The sequence below is a fragment of the Amedibacillus sp. YH-ame6 genome (assembly GCF_053848845.1).
The window spans coordinates 102,868-124,264 of record NZ_JBSPEZ010000003.1 but is presented as its reverse complement, the minus strand read 5'-3'; the positions used below and the strand labels follow the sequence as shown (position 1 = coordinate 124,264).

Here is a 21,397-nt window from a genome sequence, read left to right as displayed (position 1 = left end):
GTTTTTACACGTGGTATAATAGAAAAAGTGAAAGTGGTGATGACTATGGTAATACATAACTTAAGCAGTTATTCTAATTTGAAGGCTGCAGAAATTGAAATCTTAGATTCGATTGAACGACAAATATTAGCACAAGATGACTGTACAATTCGCGAGATTGCAAGAATCAATTATGTTTCAACATCCACAATTTTCAAGTTAGTTAAAAAGCTTGGATTCAATGGATACAGTGAAATGGTATTCCAAATCAAAAATGCTTTATCTTCTCCTATTAGTGAAACTTCTTCTCTTTTCTCTTTAAAAGATATTGTGCGTAATTACAGTGAGCGACAGATGGATGCAATAATTACAACTATCATACAATGTGAACAAAATCGTATTAGTTGTTTAGGTTTAGGGTATTCTGAAATCGTATGTGATTATATAACCCGAAAACTATCCATGCTAGGATTCACGTCTTATAACGGCGCACATTTAGATGTTTACGATGCAGGACCATTAAACAAGAAGGCAGCTTTGTTGATGGTAGTTTCCAAAAGCGGTGAAACGGAAGACTTGCTTAGAAATGTTGAAATCGCCCGAAATTCTGATATCAAAACAATCCTGTTTACAGCAAATATGGAAAGTACATTGGCAAAGAAGTGTGATCTTGTTATTGAAATCTGTAGTAATAAACATCCTCTTTTATTTGAAGCGGACACGTTTTGCGCATTAACGATTCTAGCCTTTGAATATATTCTGCAGACATATATCGAAAAAAAGAACTAGACCTCTTCTAATTTCCATTATAGAGAATCCGTTCTTTTTGTCTATAAATTGAGGTAAGTATAAAACATGTTACCTATAAGAAAAAACATGTTTACAAATCAACAACATTTGTTTTTGCTACAAAATCATGAAGCATACGACGGTTTGAATCAACAATGCAGTAAAGGATGGAACAAAGTGAAATAAGAATGGTTAAGGTGGTTAAAACTTGCGAAACCATGGAAGGTATACATAAAAAGATTATATAACGGACAAAGGCGGAAGGAAAAGCTGTTTCTCCTTCTAACAACATAGAACCTAGCAATTCTCTCTTCAATAGATCACGTAATGAAACGTCTTGTCCATCTCGTCGTTGAACTTTGATATACATAATTCGTTTTCCAATAGTTTGACCGCAATGTGTTGATTTTGAAGGGTAGATACAAAAATAATAAATAGCAAAAACAATGGCAATTAAACAACATAATATTTGCAATTCTATCGATAATTTCATCATATTAGTGATTGTAAATGATTTTTCTTGAGTTGCGATACTTGTGATAATCATCGGAATGATACTTACAAATATAGAACTAAGAAGAAAATCAATAAGAAAAGCTAAAAAGCGCTTCATCAAAGATGCATATTTTAATTGTGTTTTGATGCGACGCACATACCGTGCTTTTAAAGAATTGCCACTAATATCAGGAAGACGTGAATATAAGTCTTCCTTTTTTTGTTTGGCTTTCACCATCTACTTTTCCTCTAATAGTTTCATGGCTTCATCTAATACATGGCGTGCATCCATGCGTCCAAAATCAACATTTGAAACAACCATTACTTTTACACCAAGAGGTGTACATAGTGCTTCAATTCTTTTTTTCATATATTTAATCTGTGGACCAATTAGTACAATATCTAAATCTTTTGCTTTATCCGCAACTTCTGTTTCAGGATAAGCGTTGATTGTGCATTCGATTCCATCATTATCTGCGCATTCTTTCATACGCGCTACTAATACGCTAGTACTCATACCAGCAAAACAAAACATTCCAATATGTATCATGGTAATATCCTCCTAATGTTTTTTACATAACAAAAATGAAAGCATTCCATCTTCCCAATTGGATTGTTTGATAATTGTTTGAACTTCGGCTAATTTCATTATATCACTGATTTTGAAAATGTAAATGTACTGAAATCTATTTCTTTATCTTTTATAAAACCAATTTATGTAAATTACAAATGTAATCTGTTTACATTTTTGCAAATATTTTCATAAAATAGTGTTCGTATTGTTTACTTTATTGTATAATATATAAGAAAATGAGGTGATGACATGAGTTTGCTAGAGGATGCACGAAAACAGATCAATGAAGTTGATGAACAGATGGCAGAACTGTTTGAAAAGCGCATGCAGGCTGTGGAAGATGTTATCCATTATAAACAGGAAAACAATTTAGCAGTACTTGATACATCCAGAGAACAAGAAATTTTGGATAAGAATATTCACTATATACATAAGGAAGAGTATAAGGAATTATACAAAGATTTCATGAAGAATGTGATGGCACAATCAAGACGTTATCAAAAGATGGTAATTAGTAAAGATGTGGTTGGTTATCAAGGAACGCAAGGGGCGTTTTCTTATATTACCTGTACACATGTTTTTCCAGATATGAAAAAACAACGTTATGCAACTTTTGAAGATGTTGTAAATGCAGTAAGCAGTGGTGAGATTACTTATGGTGTAATTCCTTTTGAAAATAGTTATACGGGAGAAATTGGAGAAGTGTTGGATATTCTCATACAATATGAAAATGTATATATTCATGACATATACGATTTGAAAATTTCTCAGAATTTGTTAGGTGTAAAAGGTGCTCGTATTGAGGATGTACGCCAAGTGTATTCCAAAGACCAAGCGATTTATCAATCAAAGAAGTTCTTAGAAGGACGTAATATGGAACTTATTCCATATGCGAATACTGCTCTTGCGGCAGAATATGTCGCAAAACAAAATGATAAAACAAAGGCAGCGATTGCCGCAAAGGAAAATGCAGAATTGTATGGCTTAGATATCTTAGCAGAAGATATCAATACAAGTGCTCAAAATACAACTCGATTCATTATCATTAAAAGAGAGCTAGAACCTCATGGTAATGAATTCAGTATCTTATTTAAAACACAACATAAAGCAGGGGCGCTGTTAGAAGTTATGCAAATCATATCCAACTATGGATTTAATATGGAGAGCATTAAATCTAGATCCATGAAAGATAGCCCATGGGAATATTATTTTTATGTAGAAATCGTTGGGAATCTACAACATGAGGCAGAACAAAAATTACTGGAAGATTTGAAAAAGGCATGTGCTTATGTACGTGTATTAGGGGCATATCAAAAAGAAAGTAGGGACGAAAAATGAGTTTTGTAAAAAAGAAAGTAGACACTACACCAATTGAAGATACAGTATTTGCGATTGTAAAGAAAGCAAAAGAAGATATTGCGAAGAATGGGCCTGAGGGGGTCATCAACGCAACCATTGGTTCCTTGTACAATGAAGAGGGTTCCATTGTCGCATTCGATAGTGTATTTACACCTTACAACAATATCGCAAAAGAAACCAAGGCAGCCTATGCAGGAAGCTTTGTAGGAAATGATTCTTTCCGTAAACAAGTATACCAGTGGGTTGTGGGAGATAGTAATTCTACACTAGCACACAGTGTTATTGCGACACCTGGTGGAACAGGGGCAGTTGCATTAACGGTACAAGAAATACTAGATGATGGAGAAACACTCATTATTCCTGAGATTGCTTGGGGATCTTATAAACTGATGGCAACTATGGATAACCTGAAAGTAAAGACCTATTCCTTATTTGATGGAGATCACTTCCATTTGGAGTCTTTCAAGAAAACTTGTTTGGAAGTTATGGAAACACAAGAAAAATTATTGATGATTATCAATGACCCTTGTCATAATCCAACGGGATATTCACTTACAATGGAAGAATGGAAAGAAGTAGTCGCTTTCTTAAATGAATGTGGAAAGAAAGTACCAGTTGTCTTATTGAATGATATTGCGTACATTGATTATTCTTATGATTTAGAACACTGTCATGATTATATCAATACATTTAATGAATTCAGTGAGAATGTAATGGCAATCATTGCCTTTAGTTGTAGTAAATCATTAACTTCTTATGGACTTCGTTGTGGAGCTGCGATTATCATGGCGCAAAAGGAAGAAGATGTTCGTGCAGTGGAAATCGTATTTGAAAAAGAAGCACGTGCATTTTGGTCTAATGTACCCAATGCCGCTATGGAAAACTTCACCTATGTTACCACAACAAACTTAGCTGCATATACAGAAGAAAAAGATTACTATGTAAAACTATTAAAACAAAGAAGTGAAATTTTCTTAAAGGAATCTGATGCTTGTGGATTAGCATATTATCCATATAAAGAAGGATTCTTTGTAACAGTTAAGATTGAAGATAATGCGTGTCGTGATAAATTCCATGAGGCATTGATGGAAAAACATATCTATACTGTAAAAGTAAACAAAGGAATTCGTGTTGCAGTATGTAGTTTAAGTACTGATAAATGCAAAGGCTTAGCAAAACAAATGAAAGATATTTTAGATACTGTTGCATAATGGTTAAGGGCTTCATATATATATGATGTTGAGAACGAGGAAACTCGTTCTTTTTCGCATACCTATGAAAAAATGTAAATATAAAATTGAAGGAAAGGGATAACCATTGTATAATGAAATTACAAATGAAAGGGTGGCAAATATGAAAATCATAAAATATTTTATCGTGCTATGTACAATTTTATTTTGTCTACCTTTTATGGGGATAAATTTAAGCGATAGTATACATGCACAAGATAGCGTTGAAGCTGATACTGAGACAGAGCGGTTTTTAAAATGGTATGAAGAACATAAAGATTTTGATAAAAATTATGAAATGTTTGAATTGAAAGAAGACATTTATTTAGATGGAGGAACCATTGAGCAGCCTATTCAATTTAACGGAACTAGCAAAAGTATGTATATTGATGCCAATAATCATACTATTTATATCAGAAGCTTCGTTGAAATTGATCATGATGGCTTAACCTTTTATTCGTCATCTAGTGAACCAACCAACCCTACTATGGTAGTAACACAAGAGGCACAACTAACTCTAAAACAAGGAGCTATACAAGGAGGAACAAGCGCCTTACGTGTAGATTCAGGACAGTTGATTTGTCCCGAAAGTAAAAAAGAGGGAAGTTTCGTTAATAACGAGGATGCATATCGTTTTCGCTTATGGGGATTTCGCAATGTAATTGATATTCGTACAGAAAATGTGGTATTAAAGAATCTTTCAATATGTGTTCAAGGAAATGAAGAAAATGCAGATGTTCTTGCCATACAAGCAACACAAAATATCACAATACAGGATAGTTACATATTTGCTGAAATAGATCCTCAATATGGTATACATAACAGTCAAGCAACTGCTATACATGCAGGTAATCGTATCACATTAAGTAATACTCAAATCATCGCAAAAGGAAGCGATGCGAAAAGTGTTGTAAGTAGTGTAGGTGTAGAACATATTATCGCAGATACTACTACTTCCATATTTCCAGCAATCGATTTGCCTGTGAAATATGATGATATCTATCGTTTACAAACCATCCTTTCACCAGATACGATGAATGTACCAATTCATATGAATAGTAATCAATGGGTACTTCCAAAAACAATACGATGTAAATTGCGTTATTTATATGATGAACACAAGGAAGCAGAAGAAGTGGAACTTGCTGTTACTTGGAACGTTGAACATATAGAGGAGTATTTGGATTTCTATGGAGAGTTTACAATTACAGGAAGTTTCTCACAAGAAGAACTTGCTAGTAAACATATCTATAAAGCCAATTCCTTAAATCCAACATTAAAAGTAAAAGTAGTACGTGCAGATTTAATGGATACCATATCCTTCTCAGAAATAAATGCGGATGCGACTGTGGCTAATGTGAAAGTTTTTATGTATCGTCCATATGGAGCAACCAGTCTTGTATTGCAATATAGTAATGATGGAATACATTGGGTTGATGGATATTGTATTCGTGAACAAGATCAAGAGAAAGATACGAATTTGTTACGTTCTAGTGAACGTTTATCTGAAAAGCTAATAACACATGTATACTTTTCAGAACTTAAGCATGGAGGATATATTCGTTCTGTGATTGTAGGTGGACCTTTTGAAGGAACATGGAAAGCAAATAAGCTAACCATTGACAATTTGTTTTCTGAAATTGATGGAGGTGGCGGAAACCGTGGAGGTGGAGGTCAAAATGAAACAGGTAGAGATAAACCCGAGCAAGAAGAAGACTCCACTCAACAAGAAAGTGTTGTAAAAGAAACTGCACTCAATAAAGTTAAGAAAGAAGTAACACATAAAAATATTAGTCAAGATGAAACGAATACAATAGTGAATACTAAACGCGTTAGCAAAACTGATGAAATGACATCTTCTATCCTATGGGAGGGTTTCGTAGTTACGCTACTTGCAATAGCTGGCTTCCTGGTATGGAAATATAAAAAAATAAAACAGCAATAAAAAAATCTGAGTGATCAGATTTTTTTTACTTATCTAGTTCTTTACGAATAGCTTTTGCATTACTTGCGATATCTGCACTTGTTCCTTTGGTCAATAATCCACCAAAGCCAATGCAATCTACGCCTGCAGAAATCCAATCTTGAATGGTTTCCAATGTAACACCACCACTTGCCATAATAGGCATATAAGGAAGAGGAGTTTTTAGTACTTTCACTAAATCTTTGCCATAGAAGTTAGAAATAGGGAAGGCTTTGATCATAGAAGCACCAGCTTCCATTGCTTGTACCATCTCAGTTACACTTGTACATCCTGGCATATAAGGAATTCTATAACGATTACAAGTCTTCGCTACTTCGGGTGCGAAGTTTGGCGCAATGATAAACTGTGCACCAGCGAGTATTGCAAGTCGTGCTGTTTCGCTATCTAAAACAGTTCCAGCTCCCACAAGTAGAGTATCTTTGTATTTCTCTTTTAATGCTTTGATAACCTCGGCAGCATTAGGAAGTGTGAAACTAATTTCCATACAAGGAATTCCACCATCAATTAAACCATCTGCTATTTCATAAGCTCTTTGAGCTGTCTCTACACGCACGATAGCCATTGCTTTTATTTCATCAAGTCTTTGTAATGTTTTATACATGAACACGAACTCCTTTTCTATCTTTTTGTATTGTTTCTACAGGTACTTTATGTTTCGCAAAGCACTCTAGTAACGCTTGTTTCTTTGACTCTAAATCTTTTCCAAGAAAAGGATAATCAATATGAATCATATATACACCACTCGCGTGTTCCACATGACTTCCAAATAATAAGAATTGCACACTATGATGTTTTTCTTTCATGGTTACCTTTTCTAAATCATTCCACTTCATGGTATATGTCTTATTGCTTAAAGAATTGATTTGAATTTCTTTATCATCAATACTGCAAATCGGCTTATTCTTGAATAAGCGTTTCACATTACGAATAGCGCCCTTTATCATAAACCAACAAATAGTAAGTAGAAAGAAAATCATGAGAGGATCTAAAGAGATATAAAGACATAAGGCTGGCATCATGAGGAATAGTAATAGATATAAGATACAAGATAGTGTTAGTTTTACACGATCGAAGGGTATACGAATTGATTTCATAAGATTATCCTTTCTTCCTACATATGATAGTAGGAAAGCATTGCTTTTATTTTATCGACAGATTCTTCGCTCAAATCACATACAGGATAACGAGCAGGACCCACCGGGATTCCCATCAAGTGAACTGCCTTTTTCAATACAGAAGGAACCGTTCCTAGTTTTAATACATCACGAAGTGGTTCGATTTCATTTTGATAATATGCTGCTTTTTCTAAATCACCTTTTTTAAAGTTATCATATACTGCGACATCAATATCTGTTAATAAATTACTCGTTCCAGCAACAGCAGCAGTAGCACCCATTTTAAATGCTTCTAACATTTTAGAATCACTACCAACCATTACTTCAAATTCATTTCCATTTGCTGCCTTTAAGTAATCTTTCATATTGTCCATGTTGCCACTACTATCCTTAATTGCTACGATATTTTTTACTGCAGCTAATTCACGAACAACCTCATAGCTTAAATTGATACCTGTACTTTTTGGAATGTTGTATAAGATAATTGGAAGATGTACTGCTTCTGCAATCATTTTATAATGTGTAATCAATTCTTGTTCTTTTGGGGCAATGAAGTACGGTGTAATTACAGATAACGCATCAGCACCTAATGCCTCCATTTGTTTAGATAAACGAATGACAGAAGCTGTTGAATTTCCACCTGTACCAACATATACAGGAACGCGATGATTTGTTTTTTCGATTACAAATTTTGCGAAGGTAACCTTTTCTTCATCTTCCATTACATGGAATTCTCCATTACTTCCTAAAATAAATAGTCCTTTTACACCATGTGCAATTAAGTGTTCTATCAATTGCTCTGTCGCATCATAGTTAATTTCTTGTTGTTCATTAAATGGTGTTACTAACGGTGTAATAATTCCTTCGAATTTCATATGCTCTCTCCTTCGTTTAATGTTTCTTTAATGCTTTTTCCAAGACTACCACCTGGGTGCCATTTTACATATTGTTTTGGATCTAAATTCTTTTCATATTGTAATAGAATACTCAAACATTGAAGAACGATGATTTCCGCAAGAATGGAAGATCTTGGAGGTTTGTTCATGGTGTCTCCTTCATGAGATACACCTGCATATAGTGCAACATCTCCTTCTTTGGCAAGCCAAGATTCTAGATTACCACAAACAGAAATAATTTTCGCTCCGTTTTGTTTCAGCGTATTCACAGTTGCCATCAATTCTTTTGTTTCTCCTGAATTACTAATGGCGATTACAACATCCCCTTCTTGTACTTGACCACTGCTTCCATGCACTGCTTCGGTTCCATGTAATTCATAACATGGGGTACCAGTAGAGGATAATAAACTTGCAATATATCCAGCCACATGTCCTGGTTTTCCAATACCTGTTACATGTACACGATTCTTATTTTTTTCTGCATTGATGATAAGATCCCTAGCCTTAATCAATGCTTCATAATCCATTTGTTCACGAAATTGTTCTAACTCTGATGCTTCTATCGATAAGAACTCTTTAATTTGTTCTTGTTCTTTCATTTTGTATTACCTCCTATATTTGTTATCATCTATCCCTAAAAATAAGAACAAGGAAGTTATCCTTGTTCTTTATATTTCTATATTATCCAAAGATACTTAAGATCTTGTGTAGGAATGCTCCTATGATATTGTAGTCAACGTTAGGGAAACTTGCTCCTGCAATACCCATTTCAGAGAATGCTGGATACAGAATGAGTGGAAGTGCAGTTAATGCAATACCAACTATAAAGCTACCTACAAGGGCACCTTTCCATCCACCATACGCGTTACCGAATACACCACAAGTACCACCAGAGAAGAAGCAGATACCAGCAGCTGGAATCATAATTGTTGGACTACCCATTACAACCATTGCAGCCATTGCAGCCAAACCACCACAGAATGATCCAATGAAACCAATCAATACAGCAGTTGGAGCGAATGGGAAGATTGCAGGACAGTCAACTGCAGGTTTAGAGTTAGGAATGTATTTTTCAGAAATAGCAACGAATGCTGCAGTAATTTCTGCGATGAACTGACGAACACCATAAATCAATACACTCATACCTGCTGCAAATTGAAGAGCCTGTAAGAATGGGTAAACAAACCATAAGTCATTTCCTGATTTTTCTAATACGAAATCCATGTGTCCATTGACTACACAAGCAATTACAGCTACGTAGAATAAGACAACCATGAACAATGCTACTGAGAAGATAAAGTCACGGAATAATTCAAAGAATTTAGGTAAATTAACAGTACTAGCATCTTTGTGTTCTTTGTCTCCTTTGTTGAACAATTTTCCAACATAACCAGAGAATGCATAACCAATACAGTTAAAGTGACCGATTGCTAAGTTGTCTGCCCCGATGATTTTGTTCATGAATGGCTGACAAAGAGATGGTAATGCTGCACCACAGAATCCTAATAAGATACCACCACCAATAACAGTTACAGGTGTAGGAAGTCCACTAGAGATAAATACTAATGCAAGTACACATGCAAAGTATAAGAAGTGCTGACCTGTTAAGAAGATTGCTTTGAAACGAGTAAATTTAGCAAAGAATAAGTTCATCACGAATCCAAGTAGCATAACTAAGGCCACTTCGGTACCATACGTGTTTAAGGCGAGCCCTGTGGCTACCTCCACCTGTGTGGTAACACCCTGAATTCCAAATCCTGTATTAAATAATTCTGTAAATGTTGTAATAACGCCAGACATTGCGCTTGAACCGATATTGAAGATCATAAATCCAATGACAGTCTTCATCGTTCCACTCATGACATCTGTTGCTGATTTCTTTTGAAGTAATAAACCAATTAAGGCAATTAATCCCATAATTAGCGCAGTATTTCTGGATTGCGCTAGTATCGCATCTAACATATATGTTCTCCTCTCCTAATGTTAATTTCTATAAATTTTAAACCCCTTTTGTGGCAAGGAATTCGTCCATTTTGGCTTTCATTTCTTCCTTGTCCATAATGTTTCTGATACCTAATGCGTAAGGTACTTTGTCTTTTAGCTCGCCAGCTAAATCATCCATCGTGATGACCAAATCTCCAGAGAACCCCATAAGTGAATCCAAATTCCCATGTTCAGTTTCAATTGGGTAATTGTTTTCTTTGATTACTTGATCTGCTTTGATTTTGAGCAACATACTAGAACCCATTCCAGCACGACAGCATACGAGAGCTTTATACATCTTTGTTTCCTCCTATCTTTCTTGATTTAAATAGTTCATAATTTCTTGAGGGTCTTTCGCTCTATCTAATAGCTCAAAGAACTCCTGCTTCTCAAATAATCCTGCTAATTCAGCCAATGCATTTAGATGTTTTGTATTATCTGTAGCACTTAAACTAAATAAGTATTTCACTGGATCATTATCCTTGTTGCCAAACTTTACTGGATCCTTTAATGTAGCAATCCCAATAGCAGTTTCTAACGCGCCTGCCTCTGGTCTGGCATGAGGCAATGCGACATGCTTGGTGATTACAATATAAGGTCCTAGTTCCAACACGCCTTTGATAATTTCTTCAACATAGTTTTCGTTTACTTTCTTGTTTTCTACAAGCGGAGCTACCGATTCCCTTATGGCAGTTTTCCAATCACTCGCTTCTATGTTTAAGCGTATCAAGGATGCGTTACATAATTCACTTAACATTTGTTCACCTCCGTCCATGTCTTTCGTAGCACTAGTACTTACACCCACATTGTAAAATGGGATAGATTGTTTCGCAATTGTTTTTGTGCTCTACTTTTGTGTGCGATTATGACAAAAAGTAAGCATAACTAGTCATGATTTATTTTTGTAAAGGATACATACAAAAATTGTACATGATTTTGTTTGCACTCCCTTCCATTATAAACTACAATACTTATATAGAAAGGAGAATTTCACATGGATAATGACTTATTAACCCTGATTCGCTTGTTGTTAAAAAAATCTTTATTAACAACTTCGGATTTACAAAATGAAACACATTCCACTCGAAGACAGGTTGCATATCGTGTAGAGAAGCTAAATCATATGTTACAAGACCACGTATGTAAACCAATTACGTTTGGTGTCCATGGAGAAGTTTACCTAGAAACACAAACAAAACACGCTTTAAAGAAAATCATGTCTTCTGTAAAAGGGGATATGAGTTATATTATGAATAAGAAAGAACGCATGATGTATATGTATTTCATGCTTTTTCTGCATATGGATTATGTATCTCAGATGGATTTTATGGATCAATTAGGAGTAAGTCGTTCTACCATTTTATTAGATTTTAAAGACCTTCAACAAGAGTTAAAAGAGAATGGAATTGAAATAAAAAACAACCGAACACATGGCTATCACTTAGCTGGTGAAGAATTACAAATCCGCAGCTATATGATGCAGTTGATTATTTGTTTCCTTGCGGAAGAGAAGAATACCAAAGTATTCGATTTGTTTATTGATGCGTACCACTTGGATACCTTTGATTATTTTCAATTGGTCATTATTGAACTTGCGAAACAATACCAAATTCGTTTCGTAGAAGATCGCTTAAGTGAATTTATTTACATCTTTATTTTCTTACGTGTACGTATGCAAAGAATGCAAAATGATTCAGAAGAAATTGCACATTTATATGATGTAGGAATTATGGATTCTTTAAAGGAATATCATTTCACAAAAGAATTATTAAAAGAAAGACCAACAAAGAAGCCACTAACAGAAACGGATATTTATTATATAAGTGCTTGGATTCTAGGGATCTCTGTTGGAGATGTAGAAGAAGATACGGCAGATTGTGCTGTTATAGCAGAAATTGTTGAAAAGATTATGGTGCGTTTTGAATCCTTAAGTGGAATTCACTATAAGGATAGTGAAGATATTTTTCGCAAACTCTACTCACATTTTAGACCCGCATATTATCGATTATTGTTTAAGCTACCTATTGTTAATCCATTATCAGAACGTGTAAAAAGTGAATATGCAGACTTATATCAGCTTATCAGTGAAACAGTACGTCCTTTTACAGGTCTATTTCATAAGGCAATTCCAGAAGCAGAAATTGCATATCTAACCATTCACTTTACCGTCATTTACTCTAAGACAAGAGCGAGTGAAGTAGTGCCAAGAAAGAAAGCTCTTATTGTTTGTTTAAATGGAATTGGAAGTAGTGCAATCTTATATAGTGAACTAACAGAACTGTTCCCAGAAATGTATTTCTATGCTCCAATGGAGTCTAGTCGTGAATTAGATAAAGATTTAAAAATCGATATCATCTTTACAACGAATGATATGTTAGATATTGATACAGGTTATATTCCTGTGATTAAAGTAAGTCCCGTTATGAACTTTAGCGAACGTTATCAAATATCAAGAGAAGTATATTACCAACTTGGAAACTCCACGTATCAACAACCCAATACAAAAGCAATTTTAAATATTGTAAGAAAGCACGCAAATATTCATAACGAAGCACAATTAGAAAATGAGCTTATAACATATTTCTCTGCGATGGATATCAAAGAGGAAAAGAAAACACCATCTGCAACTCTATTACATATGGTAGATGAACACACGATATGTTTACATGTAGATGCGAAAAATTGGGAAGAAGCCATTCGTATATGTGCGCAACCAATGATTGATCATGCGTATATTAAATCTGCTTATGTAGAGGAAATTGTACGTATAATGAAAGTAGAAGGGCCTTTTGTGGTTATCACAAAACATGTTGCACTTCCTCATGCAAAACCAAGTGCAGGAGCACTTAGAAGAGGAATAGGCATAGGAGTTTTAGAAGAACCTATTGTATTTGGCAATAAGGAACTTGATCCAATCAAATATATATTTACGCTAAGTGCTACTGATAATGAGAGTCATTTAACCGCAATGTCACAATTACTAGATATGTTCAACAATAAAGCATTCTTTAAAATGTTAGATAAAGCAGATTCATCAAAAGAAGTGTTGCATTTCTTGGAAAGTGAAATTGTATAAAAAAAGGGAGACGAATCTTTATATTCGTTTCCCTTTATGACAATCTACCTGTAGGACTACATGTTAAAGTGACTCCTCGACTAGATTTTATACCAGTATTTTTCTTTGCGGTTGCACTAGCACTGGCAGTATTACCAGATTTAGAAGCACTTTTACTATATATAGACCAAAAGCTATTGAAAGCTTTAGCGTTTACGGAAGCACTTGTACATATCGAAGATGATCCGGAATAACTAAATACCCCTGTTACAGATACTTGCCAATCTGTAGAGCCAGAAGAATTGACATATCTTTCAGTTTTTGTACCTGATTTGGTGGATGCCCTTGTATAGTTGGTGTTTTCTGTGATCGTAACTTCATAATAGGAACCATCTTCTTGCATATGGATTGTGGTTGAGATTATTTCCTGATTTGTGCTCGCTGATATAGTGTAGGGAGTGGCTAAACCAAGGCTTAGCACAAAACAGATACATAATTTTAAAGTTTTCATTCTTACTCTCCTTCCTGTGGGATTGGGTTCTCTGTGATAGTTGTTTCTACGCGAATATTTAGTAGATGTAAAGCTGTTTCTTCATATTTCTTATGAATATTGTAAATGCCAATGATGCCACTTAGTATGACAATTAGTATTCCTGTAAACATTATATTAGATAAGGCTCTTTTTTTTCTTAATTGTTTTATTATTTGGGTTGGTTCTAATTCATTTAGGTAAGACACTGCAATTTCATTTGGACTGCCGAAAATAGATAATAGTTCATTATGGTTGTGAATTTCACCATTATTGAATGAACGCGTTATTTTCTTGTTTAGAGAAAGAATGAAATCTTTACTCTCTTTAGAATTTGTTGGAATAAGAGCTTTTACGCAACGTATGTATTTTTTTATTTCTTTATTCATATGTTATTTCCTCATTATCGCTTGGTGCCCAAATGCCTTTTTTTGCATCTTTTTCTTCTTGAACTGCATCAAGTAATTTATTAAGACGATAAGAATCATATGTATAAATTCCAACAATCACTAGTACTAGAGATAATAAAAAACAAGTAGCTAATTTTTTGCTATTAACATGACGAGTTATTCTTTCCATTTCTATTGTTTCGATATAAGAAATTGCAGTCTCTTTTGGTGTTCCAAAAAGTTCTACGATATTTTTGTAAGTTGTTGCATTCTCATTCTCACAAGTTTGAATGATTTCACTTTTTAATTTCTTTAGAAATTCTTTTTCTTGTTTAGAATGCATAGCAATCAACGACTTTACTTCTCTCATATACAAAAGAATATACTCTTCCATAATTTATTCCCCTTTTTCTCCATACTGGATGATTTTAAAAACTCCCTCGATATTTAGTTTAAATTCTTTTATAACGTTCTCTAGGTATTCAATTCCTGTATCCTCTATATGATAATAAACACGAATCTTTCTGTTTACGATTTTATCTTCACTTGTTATGTAACCTTTTTTTAATAAATTATACATAATAGGGTACAAAGTACCTTCCTTGATTGTGATTGCTTCATCTGAAATCTCATTCATTAACTTTACGACTTCGTATCCATAATGATCATGATTTCGTAAAATGCTTAATACTAATAAATCTATATTAAAAAAACTATTCGACTTTGCCATGATTCTCCTATCTTTTCTTCCGTTTATAGTATAACACAAACACAATCAACATAAAAATACTATTTTTATAAAAGTATGATTGACAAAATATATGTATAAGTATATAGTATAGATAGGAAGTACTTTCGAATATTATGTATCATACTATCAAAAATAAATAATAAAACGCTAAGGAGGAAGGTATGATGAGAAAAATTTTAAAAACGCTAATGTGCATGTTATTAGGGACAGCGATATTCAATCCTGTCATGATTCTAAATGCAAAAAATACGAGACAAATGCTAGGGGATGGCTATATCGAAGAATTAAATACGGATGATGCCAAAACAAAAGAATGGCTTATTGTTGATGGAAATAAAGAACATACATTATATGTTGACTATGAACAACATATAATGGTAATCGACGGAGAAAAAATTCAATATGAAGTTACAGAGATACAACAAACAAGAGCAACAATCAACAAAGCTTCAGCAAGAAATATCAAATCAACAATTCCATGGAAGGGGTCTACTATATTATTAGCTGCAGCAATTGGAGCATTGATTTCAGGTGGCAGTGCAGCTGGATGGGCAGCGACAATAGCAGGGGCGGTAACAGCAGATGCGCCGAATATTTATGTGACATTTACTCAATATGATAGTATAGAAAATTATTATTCTTATTATTTAGGTATATATTTCAAGAAAAGCACCAATAGAAACATAAAATTCTATCAAAATTCAACTAATGCAGCTAATTTATTGCTTGGACCAGTTAATGGTGGTTGGTTTGATCCAGTTAGGGTTTATTAAAGTGAAGAAAATATTATGGAAGAATTTAAATGCAAAGGAAAAATTTATTCGTTTTAAAAAAACATCATGGTTGGGATTAATTGCAATTATTGTATCTTTTTGGAAATTAGAGCTATCTACTGCAATAGTGATTACGGCTGTGTTAATTGTAGGGTATATATTCTCTTTTAAAGAATTAAAAAAATTATCAAATATATATGATAGTCAAAAGGACAGTTTGTAAAATTCCAATAGCAATATTAACATGAGCATTTCTAAAGTCGATGAGTAGATACAGGAGAAAATGATGGAAACATATTCTATTATAGAATTTAAGGATAAAAGTACACACTTTAAAGGGAAAGAAATGGCGTTTAAAGTGCTAAAGTGCTTGAGCAATTACTGATTTTAGATGTAAATGATGATAAAATATGGGAAGTGATTGAATTTAAACCTAATTTTAAAAACAATACAATGACTTTTTTGAACCATAAACATGACCATGATTTGAGAAGGTAATTAGAGTGATATTGCTGTAGTGAATGCTGTAACAAATGGGCATAGAGTAAGGGTTACAATTACTGATTCAAAACTTTGTCATACATCCTATTCACAAATAGTAACTTTCAAGGAGGTATCATAAATGCGAGAGCAGCTGACATTTTTCTTGCATAAGTTTTTCTTGTTCGCATTAAATATGTTGCTAGTTGTCGTTATATCATTATTGTTGAGTAAAAATGATGAAGTTTGGCAGCAAGTTCGTATCATCATAGGAGTTTGCCTTCTACTTGACATGATTATAACTTTTATATATACATTACTACATTATCGCAATAAAAAGATTTCAAAATAATGCGATATATTATAATAGGATGTTAAAAATTGAATTTATAAGAAAACATAACGGGGGATAAACAGTAAATCTTATGAAACTATTAATCAGTGCAGTTGGATTCGGTGCAAACAAGGTGAATGCACAAAATACGTATAATTATTTTTACAGTAGCAAACCTTAATTAGGAACAAAGAAAACTAGTATATATCAAATTCAAAGGAGACTAACAAAATGGAAGAAAATAATAAACCAACAGAAGAACAATGGGTTACTAAAGAAGAAACAAAGAAAATTGGAAAGCATTTTATCCAAGCAATTATTTCCACATTGCTATTCTTTATATTTATGTATTTGATAACAAATCTAGGAAATTAGCACGTAAATGATTATGTATATGAGATAAGCATGAAATACTATGTTTATCTCTTTCTTGAGTTACTGGAGGAAAGGAGGGTCTATATGAGTACAAAAAAGTTACTTTGGGGTGTTGTGTTTTTAATTGATATCGTATTCATGGGGTATGCACTTTATTACACCTTTACAAAGATTAGTATTCAATCGGTTTTATTGACGATCATTACAATTGGAATGCTCGTATCATCTGTCTTTAAATATTTGAAAGAACGTGAGAAAGGCAATGTGTAATTACCTTTTGTAATAGAACAAGATTAAAATTTGTATATATAGTGTTAGAAATGAAGGAGGGGCATTGTATGCAAGCAAGCCTTATTAGTTTTATCATACTACTTTTAGTTTATATAGTTCTAAAGGTAATCGTTTATAAAAAATACAAAGCAGGGAATCAAATATTTCTAGTCTTGCATACAACAAGATTTAGATGGATACTGATAGGAATTACTGCGTTGTTTATAAGTTCTATCTTTTTTGGAATTAGCTATATGTATGCCTTACTATGGCTAGTGGGAATTCAGTGTGTAGATATGGTATTGTTTATTGGTAGTAAACAAGTGTAGGAAGGGTTTGTGAAGAACTCTTCTTTTCTATTTGAAAAGGAAACTAGAAAGTGGAAATGCGTTTTAAAATACTATAGAATAGTACTATATGAGGAAGTGATGTTATGATTTTATTTGTAAGTGGTCGTTGTGATATACCAGCATATTATAGTACATGGTTTTTTACTCGTTTAGAAGAAGGATTCGTGGATGTTAGAAATCCATTTAATCCACATCAGATTTCTAGAATACAATTGAATCCACAAAATATTGATGTGATTGTGTTTTGTACAAAGAATCCAATTCCTATTATGAATAAGCTAGATGAGGTTCCTTTTCCATTTCAAATGCAAGTTACATTCACTCCCTATAGAGAAGATATAGAACGTTTACCTAATAAGAAGGAAATTCTACAAAGTATTCTTACGCTTGCGGATAAATTAGGTGAAGATCGACTAGTTGTTCGTTATGATCCAATATTCTTAAGTGAGGTATACACAATAGAGTATCATGAAGTTGCGTTTACGAAGCTTTGTAAAACATTACAAGGGCGTGTAGGTAAAATTATTATTTCTTTTGTGGATATGTATAAGAATACAAAAGCGAATATGGAAACGATGCGTATGGTGGAAATGAGTGAAGCTTCTATGCGTAAGATAGGAGAGGTGTTTGGTAAAATCTCGAAACAATATGGGATACTTGTACAGACATGTGCTGAGAAAATTGATTTAAGTGAGTTTGGTATTATAAAAGGATTGTGCATGGATCAAAAAGAACTTGAGAAGATTGCGGGACATTCTCTTTCTCATATCAAAGGAAAGGGAGTACGCGATACTTGTGCGTGTATGAATAGCGTTGATATTGGAGATTATAATTGTTGCGCACATCATTGTTTGTATTGTTATGCAAATTATGATGCTAAACAGATTGAAAATAGAATGAAACTGCATGATCCCAAAAGCAGTGTATTAATTGGACGTATAGAAGCGGAAGACTATATCGTAGAGAGGAAAGAAAAGAGTGTATTACAAGACACGTTATTTTAGTTAATATATTATCCAATTATTGACAATATAGTAAAAATAAGATAATATATTATCTATGATAGATATATATAAAGTAAAGATGGCTCCAGATTATCAAAAAGAAATTGTTGAAAATGTCCGGAATAGAAGAAAGGAAATGAAATTGAGTCAAGAAGGTTTAAGTAGAAAATCCGGTGTAAGTTTGGGATCTATAAAACGATTTGAAAATAGTGGAGAAATTTCATTATTTTCTCTAATCAAAATCGGTATGGCGTTAGAATGTCAAAATGATTTTTCGCAATTGTTCCAGAAAAAGAAGTATCAAAGTATTCAGGAGGTAATTGATGATCAAATATAAAAAATTAGAAGTATATTATAATTCATCATGTGTGGGAACTTTAGCTATTATGAAGGATGGTAGAGTTGCGTTTGCCTATGATGATGAATGGCTTCTTCATGGTTTTAGTATATCTCCATTTTCTTTGCCTTTAGAAAGTGGTGTGTTTGAACCAAAGAGTTATGAACCATTTGATGGACTGTTTGGAGTTTTTTATGATAGTTTGCCAGATGGGTGGGGAAGATTATTGGTTGATCGATTATTGCAAAGTAAAGGTGAAAATCCAAATGAGATAACAAGTCTAGATCGTCTTGCGATTGTTGGCGAATCAGGCATGGGAGCTTTATCTTATAAACCAATATATGAATTACATAAAGAGAGTGAGATTATTGATTTTGATTATTTAGCAAATGAATGCAAGAAAATTTTGAATGATGAGAAAAGCGGAACATTGGATGAGTTGTTTTTCTTGGGAGGTTCTAGTGGAGGTGCTAGACCTAAGATATTGACAAAGATTCATAACGAAGACTGGATTATAAAGTTTCCATCTGCAATGGATCATGTAAATATTGGAGAAATGGAGTATTCATATAACAAATGTGCAAGAGCGTGTGGTTTGAATATACCTTCATTTCAGTTATTTGCTTCTAAACAATGTAGTGGATATTTTGGCGTCCAACGATTTGATCGCATGAAGGATAGCCATACAAATAAAGTAAAAAAACTACATATGATAAGTGTCAGCGCTTTGTTAGAAACAAGTCATCGCGTTCCTAGTCTGGATTATACTATTTTAATGAAATTAACTATGATGTTAACCAACAATCATGAAGAGTTAATGAAAATGTATCGCTTGATGTGTTTTAATGTGTTTGGACATAACCGAGATGATCATAGCAATAACTTTAGTTTTATATATGATGATACAATTCGAACGTGGATTCTATCACCTGCATATGACTTAACATATAGCTATTCCATAGGTGGAGAACATGCGACGAGTGTTCATGGAAATGGTAAAAATCCAGATATCAATGAATTATTAGAAGTTGCGTTAGAGGCAGGGATTGATAAAGGAAAGGCATTGATTATCATAAAGCAGATGAAAGAAACAATAAAACGTATGTTGAAAGAATATTTGTAAGCATATATCATTTAAACATTCAAATTTTTTATTATGAGAAAATGCGGTAGAATATAAAAAAGGTGTATGATATGAAAATGATATTACACGTGAATGTGAAGCCTACAAAAGAAGATGAACATATGACAAAACTTTTTTTTAGAAGCGGTGAAATGGGAAATCAAAAAAATACTTTGAAGAGGTACCCAATTGCGAAATATGATGGGCGCAAGAAAAAAGGATATCTAGAGTATCCAGATGGAAGTAAAATATATGATTTCTAATAGAAAAGTGTATTATATTGCGAGTAAGATTTCAAAAGTAAATAGGTAAGGTATAAAAAGAGATGAAATGTAAGCGTATTTCATTTTAGGCAGGTAAGAAATAGTAAAAGATTGCGTGAATTGCTATTGTAATAAATAAAGAATTTTAGTAAAATAGAAGAGTATTGACGATCGCTTGTATATATCCCGAAATATGGTCGGGAAGTTTCTAGCCCTTTACCTTAAATGAGGGGACTACAAGCAAACGGATATGTCTAACGTATCGAATAACGGAAGGCGTACTTGTTTGCTTGTGCAAACAGGTACGTCTTTATATTTGTATAGGAGGTCTTACTTATGGTCTTAAGTAGATACGCTATAACAATTACACAACATACGCGTTTTTAAGTGTACATATTGGGAAAAAAGCAATATGTATTTTTTTATTTCTAGGAGGAGAAAACTATGACAAACAACAAACCACTTGTATCAATCCTTATGGGAAGTCGTTCAGACTTACCTACTATGGAAAACTGTTTTAACCAATTGAAAGAGTTCAATATTCCATTTGAAGCTCATGCTTTATCTGCACATCGTACACCGAATGAAGTAATCGCTCTTGCGGAAGGCGCAAAAGATCGTGGCATTAAAGTGATCATTGCGGCAGCTGGTGGAGCGGCACACTTAGGTGGCGTAATTGCTTCTAGTACAACACTACCAGTAATTGGTGTTCCTATTCAAACAAGTGCATTAGGTGGTATGGATTCTTTACTATCTACGGTACAAATGCCTGGAGGAATCCCTGTAGCAACTGTTGCGATTGGAAAAGCAGGTGCAAAGAATGCAGCAATTCTTGCGGCTCAAATGATTGCTTTATTTGATGAAGATATGGCAAACAAAATGGTGGAATTTAAGAAGTCTATGGCTGACAAAGTAGTCGCAGATTCTGTTATTGAAGTAGAATAGAAAGGGTAGAGTGAAA

General features: G+C 33.6%; 29 protein-coding genes and 1 riboswitch. Of the genes, 16 read left to right on the top strand and 13 right to left on the bottom strand.

Going from position 1 to position 21,397, the window contains the following annotated elements; genetic code table 11:
- The first annotated feature begins 45 nt into the window (after positions 1–45).
- Entirely contained in the window at positions 46–768 is a 723-nt protein-coding gene (locus ACWG0P_RS04075) for a MurR/RpiR family transcriptional regulator (protein WP_455800598.1), read from the top strand.
- A 91-nt stretch (positions 769–859) separates the two neighbouring features.
- Here ACWG0P_RS04075 and ACWG0P_RS04070 read toward each other — a convergent pair whose 3' ends face one another.
- Together ACWG0P_RS04070 and ACWG0P_RS04065 are read right to left on the bottom strand one after the other, a co-directional pair.
- Positions 860–1,501, bottom strand: a complete 642-nt coding sequence (locus tag ACWG0P_RS04070; protein WP_455800597.1) for an RDD family protein — start codon at positions 1,499–1,501, stop codon at positions 860–862.
- Entirely contained in the window at positions 1,502–1,813 is a 312-nt protein-coding gene (locus ACWG0P_RS04065; RefSeq protein ID WP_455800596.1) for a PTS sugar transporter subunit IIB, read from the bottom strand.
- 273 nt (positions 1,814–2,086) lie between these two features.
- On the opposite strand from ACWG0P_RS04065, the gene ACWG0P_RS04060 reads away from it, so the two are divergent.
- The 3 genes from ACWG0P_RS04060 to ACWG0P_RS04050 all read left to right on the top strand — a co-directional run bounded on the left by ACWG0P_RS04060 (position 2,087) and on the right by ACWG0P_RS04050 (position 6,370).
- Positions 2,087–3,175: a chorismate mutase gene (locus tag ACWG0P_RS04060; RefSeq protein ID WP_455790847.1), complete on the top strand. Its 1,089-nt coding sequence runs from the start codon at positions 2,087–2,089 to the stop codon at positions 3,173–3,175.
- The gene (locus ACWG0P_RS04055; protein ID WP_455800595.1) at positions 3,172–4,407 is read left to right on the top strand and encodes a pyridoxal phosphate-dependent aminotransferase; all 1,236 of its coding nucleotides are present in this window, start codon (positions 3,172–3,174) and stop codon (positions 4,405–4,407) included. The genes ACWG0P_RS04060 and ACWG0P_RS04055 overlap by 4 nt, the downstream gene beginning before the upstream one ends.
- A gap of 142 nt (positions 4,408–4,549) precedes the next feature.
- Positions 4,550–6,370, top strand: coding sequence for a hypothetical protein (locus tag ACWG0P_RS04050; RefSeq protein WP_455800594.1), 1,821 nt, complete (start codon positions 4,550–4,552; stop codon positions 6,368–6,370).
- A 25-nt stretch (positions 6,371–6,395) separates the two neighbouring features.
- Here ACWG0P_RS04050 and eda read toward each other — a convergent pair whose 3' ends face one another.
- From eda to ACWG0P_RS04015, 7 genes are all read right to left on the bottom strand, one after another.
- Positions 6,396–7,010: a bifunctional 4-hydroxy-2-oxoglutarate aldolase/2-dehydro-3-deoxy-phosphogluconate aldolase gene (gene eda / locus ACWG0P_RS04045; RefSeq protein ID WP_455800593.1), complete on the bottom strand. Its 615-nt coding sequence runs from the start codon at positions 7,008–7,010 to the stop codon at positions 6,396–6,398.
- Complete coding sequence (locus ACWG0P_RS04040; protein ID WP_455800592.1) at positions 7,003–7,503, bottom strand: hypothetical protein; 501 nt, start codon at positions 7,501–7,503, stop codon at positions 7,003–7,005. Before ACWG0P_RS04040 ends, eda begins: the two co-directional genes overlap by 8 nt.
- 17 nt (positions 7,504–7,520) lie before the next feature.
- A complete protein-coding gene (gene dapA / locus ACWG0P_RS04035; RefSeq protein ID WP_455800591.1) occupies positions 7,521–8,399 on the bottom strand; it encodes a 4-hydroxy-tetrahydrodipicolinate synthase in 879 nt (292 codons plus the stop codon).
- Positions 8,396–9,019: a KpsF/GutQ family sugar-phosphate isomerase gene (locus ACWG0P_RS04030; protein WP_455790855.1), complete on the bottom strand. Its 624-nt coding sequence runs from the start codon at positions 9,017–9,019 to the stop codon at positions 8,396–8,398. Before ACWG0P_RS04030 ends, dapA begins: the two co-directional genes overlap by 4 nt.
- Before the next feature lie 82 nt (positions 9,020–9,101).
- Positions 9,102–10,382: a PTS ascorbate transporter subunit IIC gene (locus ACWG0P_RS04025; protein ID WP_455800590.1), complete on the bottom strand. Its 1,281-nt coding sequence runs from the start codon at positions 10,380–10,382 to the stop codon at positions 9,102–9,104.
- A gap of 37 nt (positions 10,383–10,419) precedes the next feature.
- A complete protein-coding gene (locus ACWG0P_RS04020) occupies positions 10,420–10,701 on the bottom strand; it encodes a PTS sugar transporter subunit IIB (RefSeq protein WP_455790858.1) in 282 nt (93 codons plus the stop codon).
- A 12-nt stretch (positions 10,702–10,713) separates the two neighbouring features.
- On the bottom strand, positions 10,714–11,160 hold the full coding sequence (locus tag ACWG0P_RS04015) for a PTS sugar transporter subunit IIA (protein ID WP_455800589.1): 447 nt from the start codon (positions 11,158–11,160) through the stop codon (positions 10,714–10,716).
- A gap of 237 nt (positions 11,161–11,397) precedes the next feature.
- Here ACWG0P_RS04015 and ACWG0P_RS04010 point away from each other — a divergent pair, with 237 nt between their 5' ends.
- Positions 11,398–13,479 carry a BglG family transcription antiterminator gene (locus tag ACWG0P_RS04010; protein WP_455800588.1) on the top strand — a complete coding sequence of 694 codons (2,082 nt, stop codon included), beginning with the start codon at positions 11,398–11,400 and terminating at the stop codon, positions 13,477–13,479.
- 34 nt (positions 13,480–13,513) lie between these two features.
- On the opposite strand, the gene ACWG0P_RS04005 is transcribed toward ACWG0P_RS04010, so the two are convergent.
- From ACWG0P_RS04005 to ACWG0P_RS03990, 4 genes are all read right to left on the bottom strand, one after another.
- Positions 13,514–13,861, bottom strand: a complete 348-nt coding sequence (locus tag ACWG0P_RS04005; RefSeq protein WP_455800587.1) for a hypothetical protein — start codon at positions 13,859–13,861, stop codon at positions 13,514–13,516.
- 110 nt (positions 13,862–13,971) lie between these two features.
- Complete coding sequence (locus ACWG0P_RS04000) at positions 13,972–14,376, bottom strand: DUF6120 family protein (protein ID WP_455800586.1); 405 nt, start codon at positions 14,374–14,376, stop codon at positions 13,972–13,974.
- Complete coding sequence (locus tag ACWG0P_RS03995; protein WP_455800585.1) at positions 14,369–14,770, bottom strand: DUF6120 family protein; 402 nt, start codon at positions 14,768–14,770, stop codon at positions 14,369–14,371. Before ACWG0P_RS03995 ends, ACWG0P_RS04000 begins: the two co-directional genes overlap by 8 nt.
- Before the next feature lie 3 nt (positions 14,771–14,773).
- Positions 14,774–15,106 (bottom strand): PadR family transcriptional regulator, encoded by a 333-nt coding sequence (locus ACWG0P_RS03990; protein ID WP_455790867.1) that lies wholly within the window; start codon positions 15,104–15,106, stop codon positions 14,774–14,776.
- A 209-nt stretch (positions 15,107–15,315) separates the two neighbouring features.
- Between ACWG0P_RS03990 and ACWG0P_RS03985 the strand changes: the two genes are divergently transcribed.
- The 11 genes from ACWG0P_RS03985 to purE all read left to right on the top strand — a co-directional run bounded on the left by ACWG0P_RS03985 (position 15,316) and on the right by purE (position 21,381).
- Positions 15,316–15,900, top strand: coding sequence for a hypothetical protein (locus tag ACWG0P_RS03985; RefSeq protein WP_455800584.1), 585 nt, complete (start codon positions 15,316–15,318; stop codon positions 15,898–15,900).
- On the top strand, positions 15,878–16,123 hold the full coding sequence (locus tag ACWG0P_RS03980) for a hypothetical protein (protein WP_455800583.1): 246 nt from the start codon (positions 15,878–15,880) through the stop codon (positions 16,121–16,123). The genes ACWG0P_RS03985 and ACWG0P_RS03980 overlap by 23 nt, the downstream gene beginning before the upstream one ends.
- 399 nt (positions 16,124–16,522) lie before the next feature.
- Entirely contained in the window at positions 16,523–16,732 is a 210-nt protein-coding gene (locus ACWG0P_RS03975; protein WP_455800582.1) for a hypothetical protein, read from the top strand.
- A 213-nt stretch (positions 16,733–16,945) separates the two neighbouring features.
- Entirely contained in the window at positions 16,946–17,089 is a 144-nt protein-coding gene (locus ACWG0P_RS03970) for a hypothetical protein (protein ID WP_455800581.1), read from the top strand.
- 84 nt (positions 17,090–17,173) lie between these two features.
- Positions 17,174–17,359 (top strand): hypothetical protein, encoded by a 186-nt coding sequence (locus ACWG0P_RS03965; protein WP_455790874.1) that lies wholly within the window; start codon positions 17,174–17,176, stop codon positions 17,357–17,359.
- 68 nt (positions 17,360–17,427) lie between these two features.
- Entirely contained in the window at positions 17,428–17,688 is a 261-nt protein-coding gene (locus tag ACWG0P_RS03960; protein WP_455800580.1) for a hypothetical protein, read from the top strand.
- A gap of 104 nt (positions 17,689–17,792) precedes the next feature.
- Entirely contained in the window at positions 17,793–18,713 is a 921-nt protein-coding gene (locus ACWG0P_RS03955) for a DUF1848 domain-containing protein (protein ID WP_455800579.1), read from the top strand.
- Between the two features lie 55 nt (positions 18,714–18,768).
- The gene (locus ACWG0P_RS03950; protein WP_455800578.1) at positions 18,769–19,050 is read left to right on the top strand and encodes a helix-turn-helix domain-containing protein; all 282 of its coding nucleotides are present in this window, start codon (positions 18,769–18,771) and stop codon (positions 19,048–19,050) included.
- On the top strand, positions 19,037–20,173 hold the full coding sequence (locus ACWG0P_RS03945; RefSeq protein WP_455800577.1) for a type II toxin-antitoxin system HipA family toxin: 1,137 nt from the start codon (positions 19,037–19,039) through the stop codon (positions 20,171–20,173). Before ACWG0P_RS03950 ends, ACWG0P_RS03945 begins: the two co-directional genes overlap by 14 nt.
- Positions 20,174–20,244: 71 nt before the next feature.
- Positions 20,245–20,436 carry a hypothetical protein gene (locus tag ACWG0P_RS03940; RefSeq protein WP_455800576.1) on the top strand — a complete coding sequence of 64 codons (192 nt, stop codon included), beginning with the start codon at positions 20,245–20,247 and terminating at the stop codon, positions 20,434–20,436.
- A 155-nt stretch (positions 20,437–20,591) separates the two neighbouring features.
- Positions 20,592–20,693: riboswitch (purine riboswitch) on the top strand.
- 187 nt (positions 20,694–20,880) lie between these two features.
- Complete coding sequence (purE, locus tag ACWG0P_RS03935) at positions 20,881–21,381, top strand: 5-(carboxyamino)imidazole ribonucleotide mutase (protein ID WP_455790889.1); 501 nt, start codon at positions 20,881–20,883, stop codon at positions 21,379–21,381.
- Positions 21,382–21,397 lie beyond the last annotated feature (16 nt).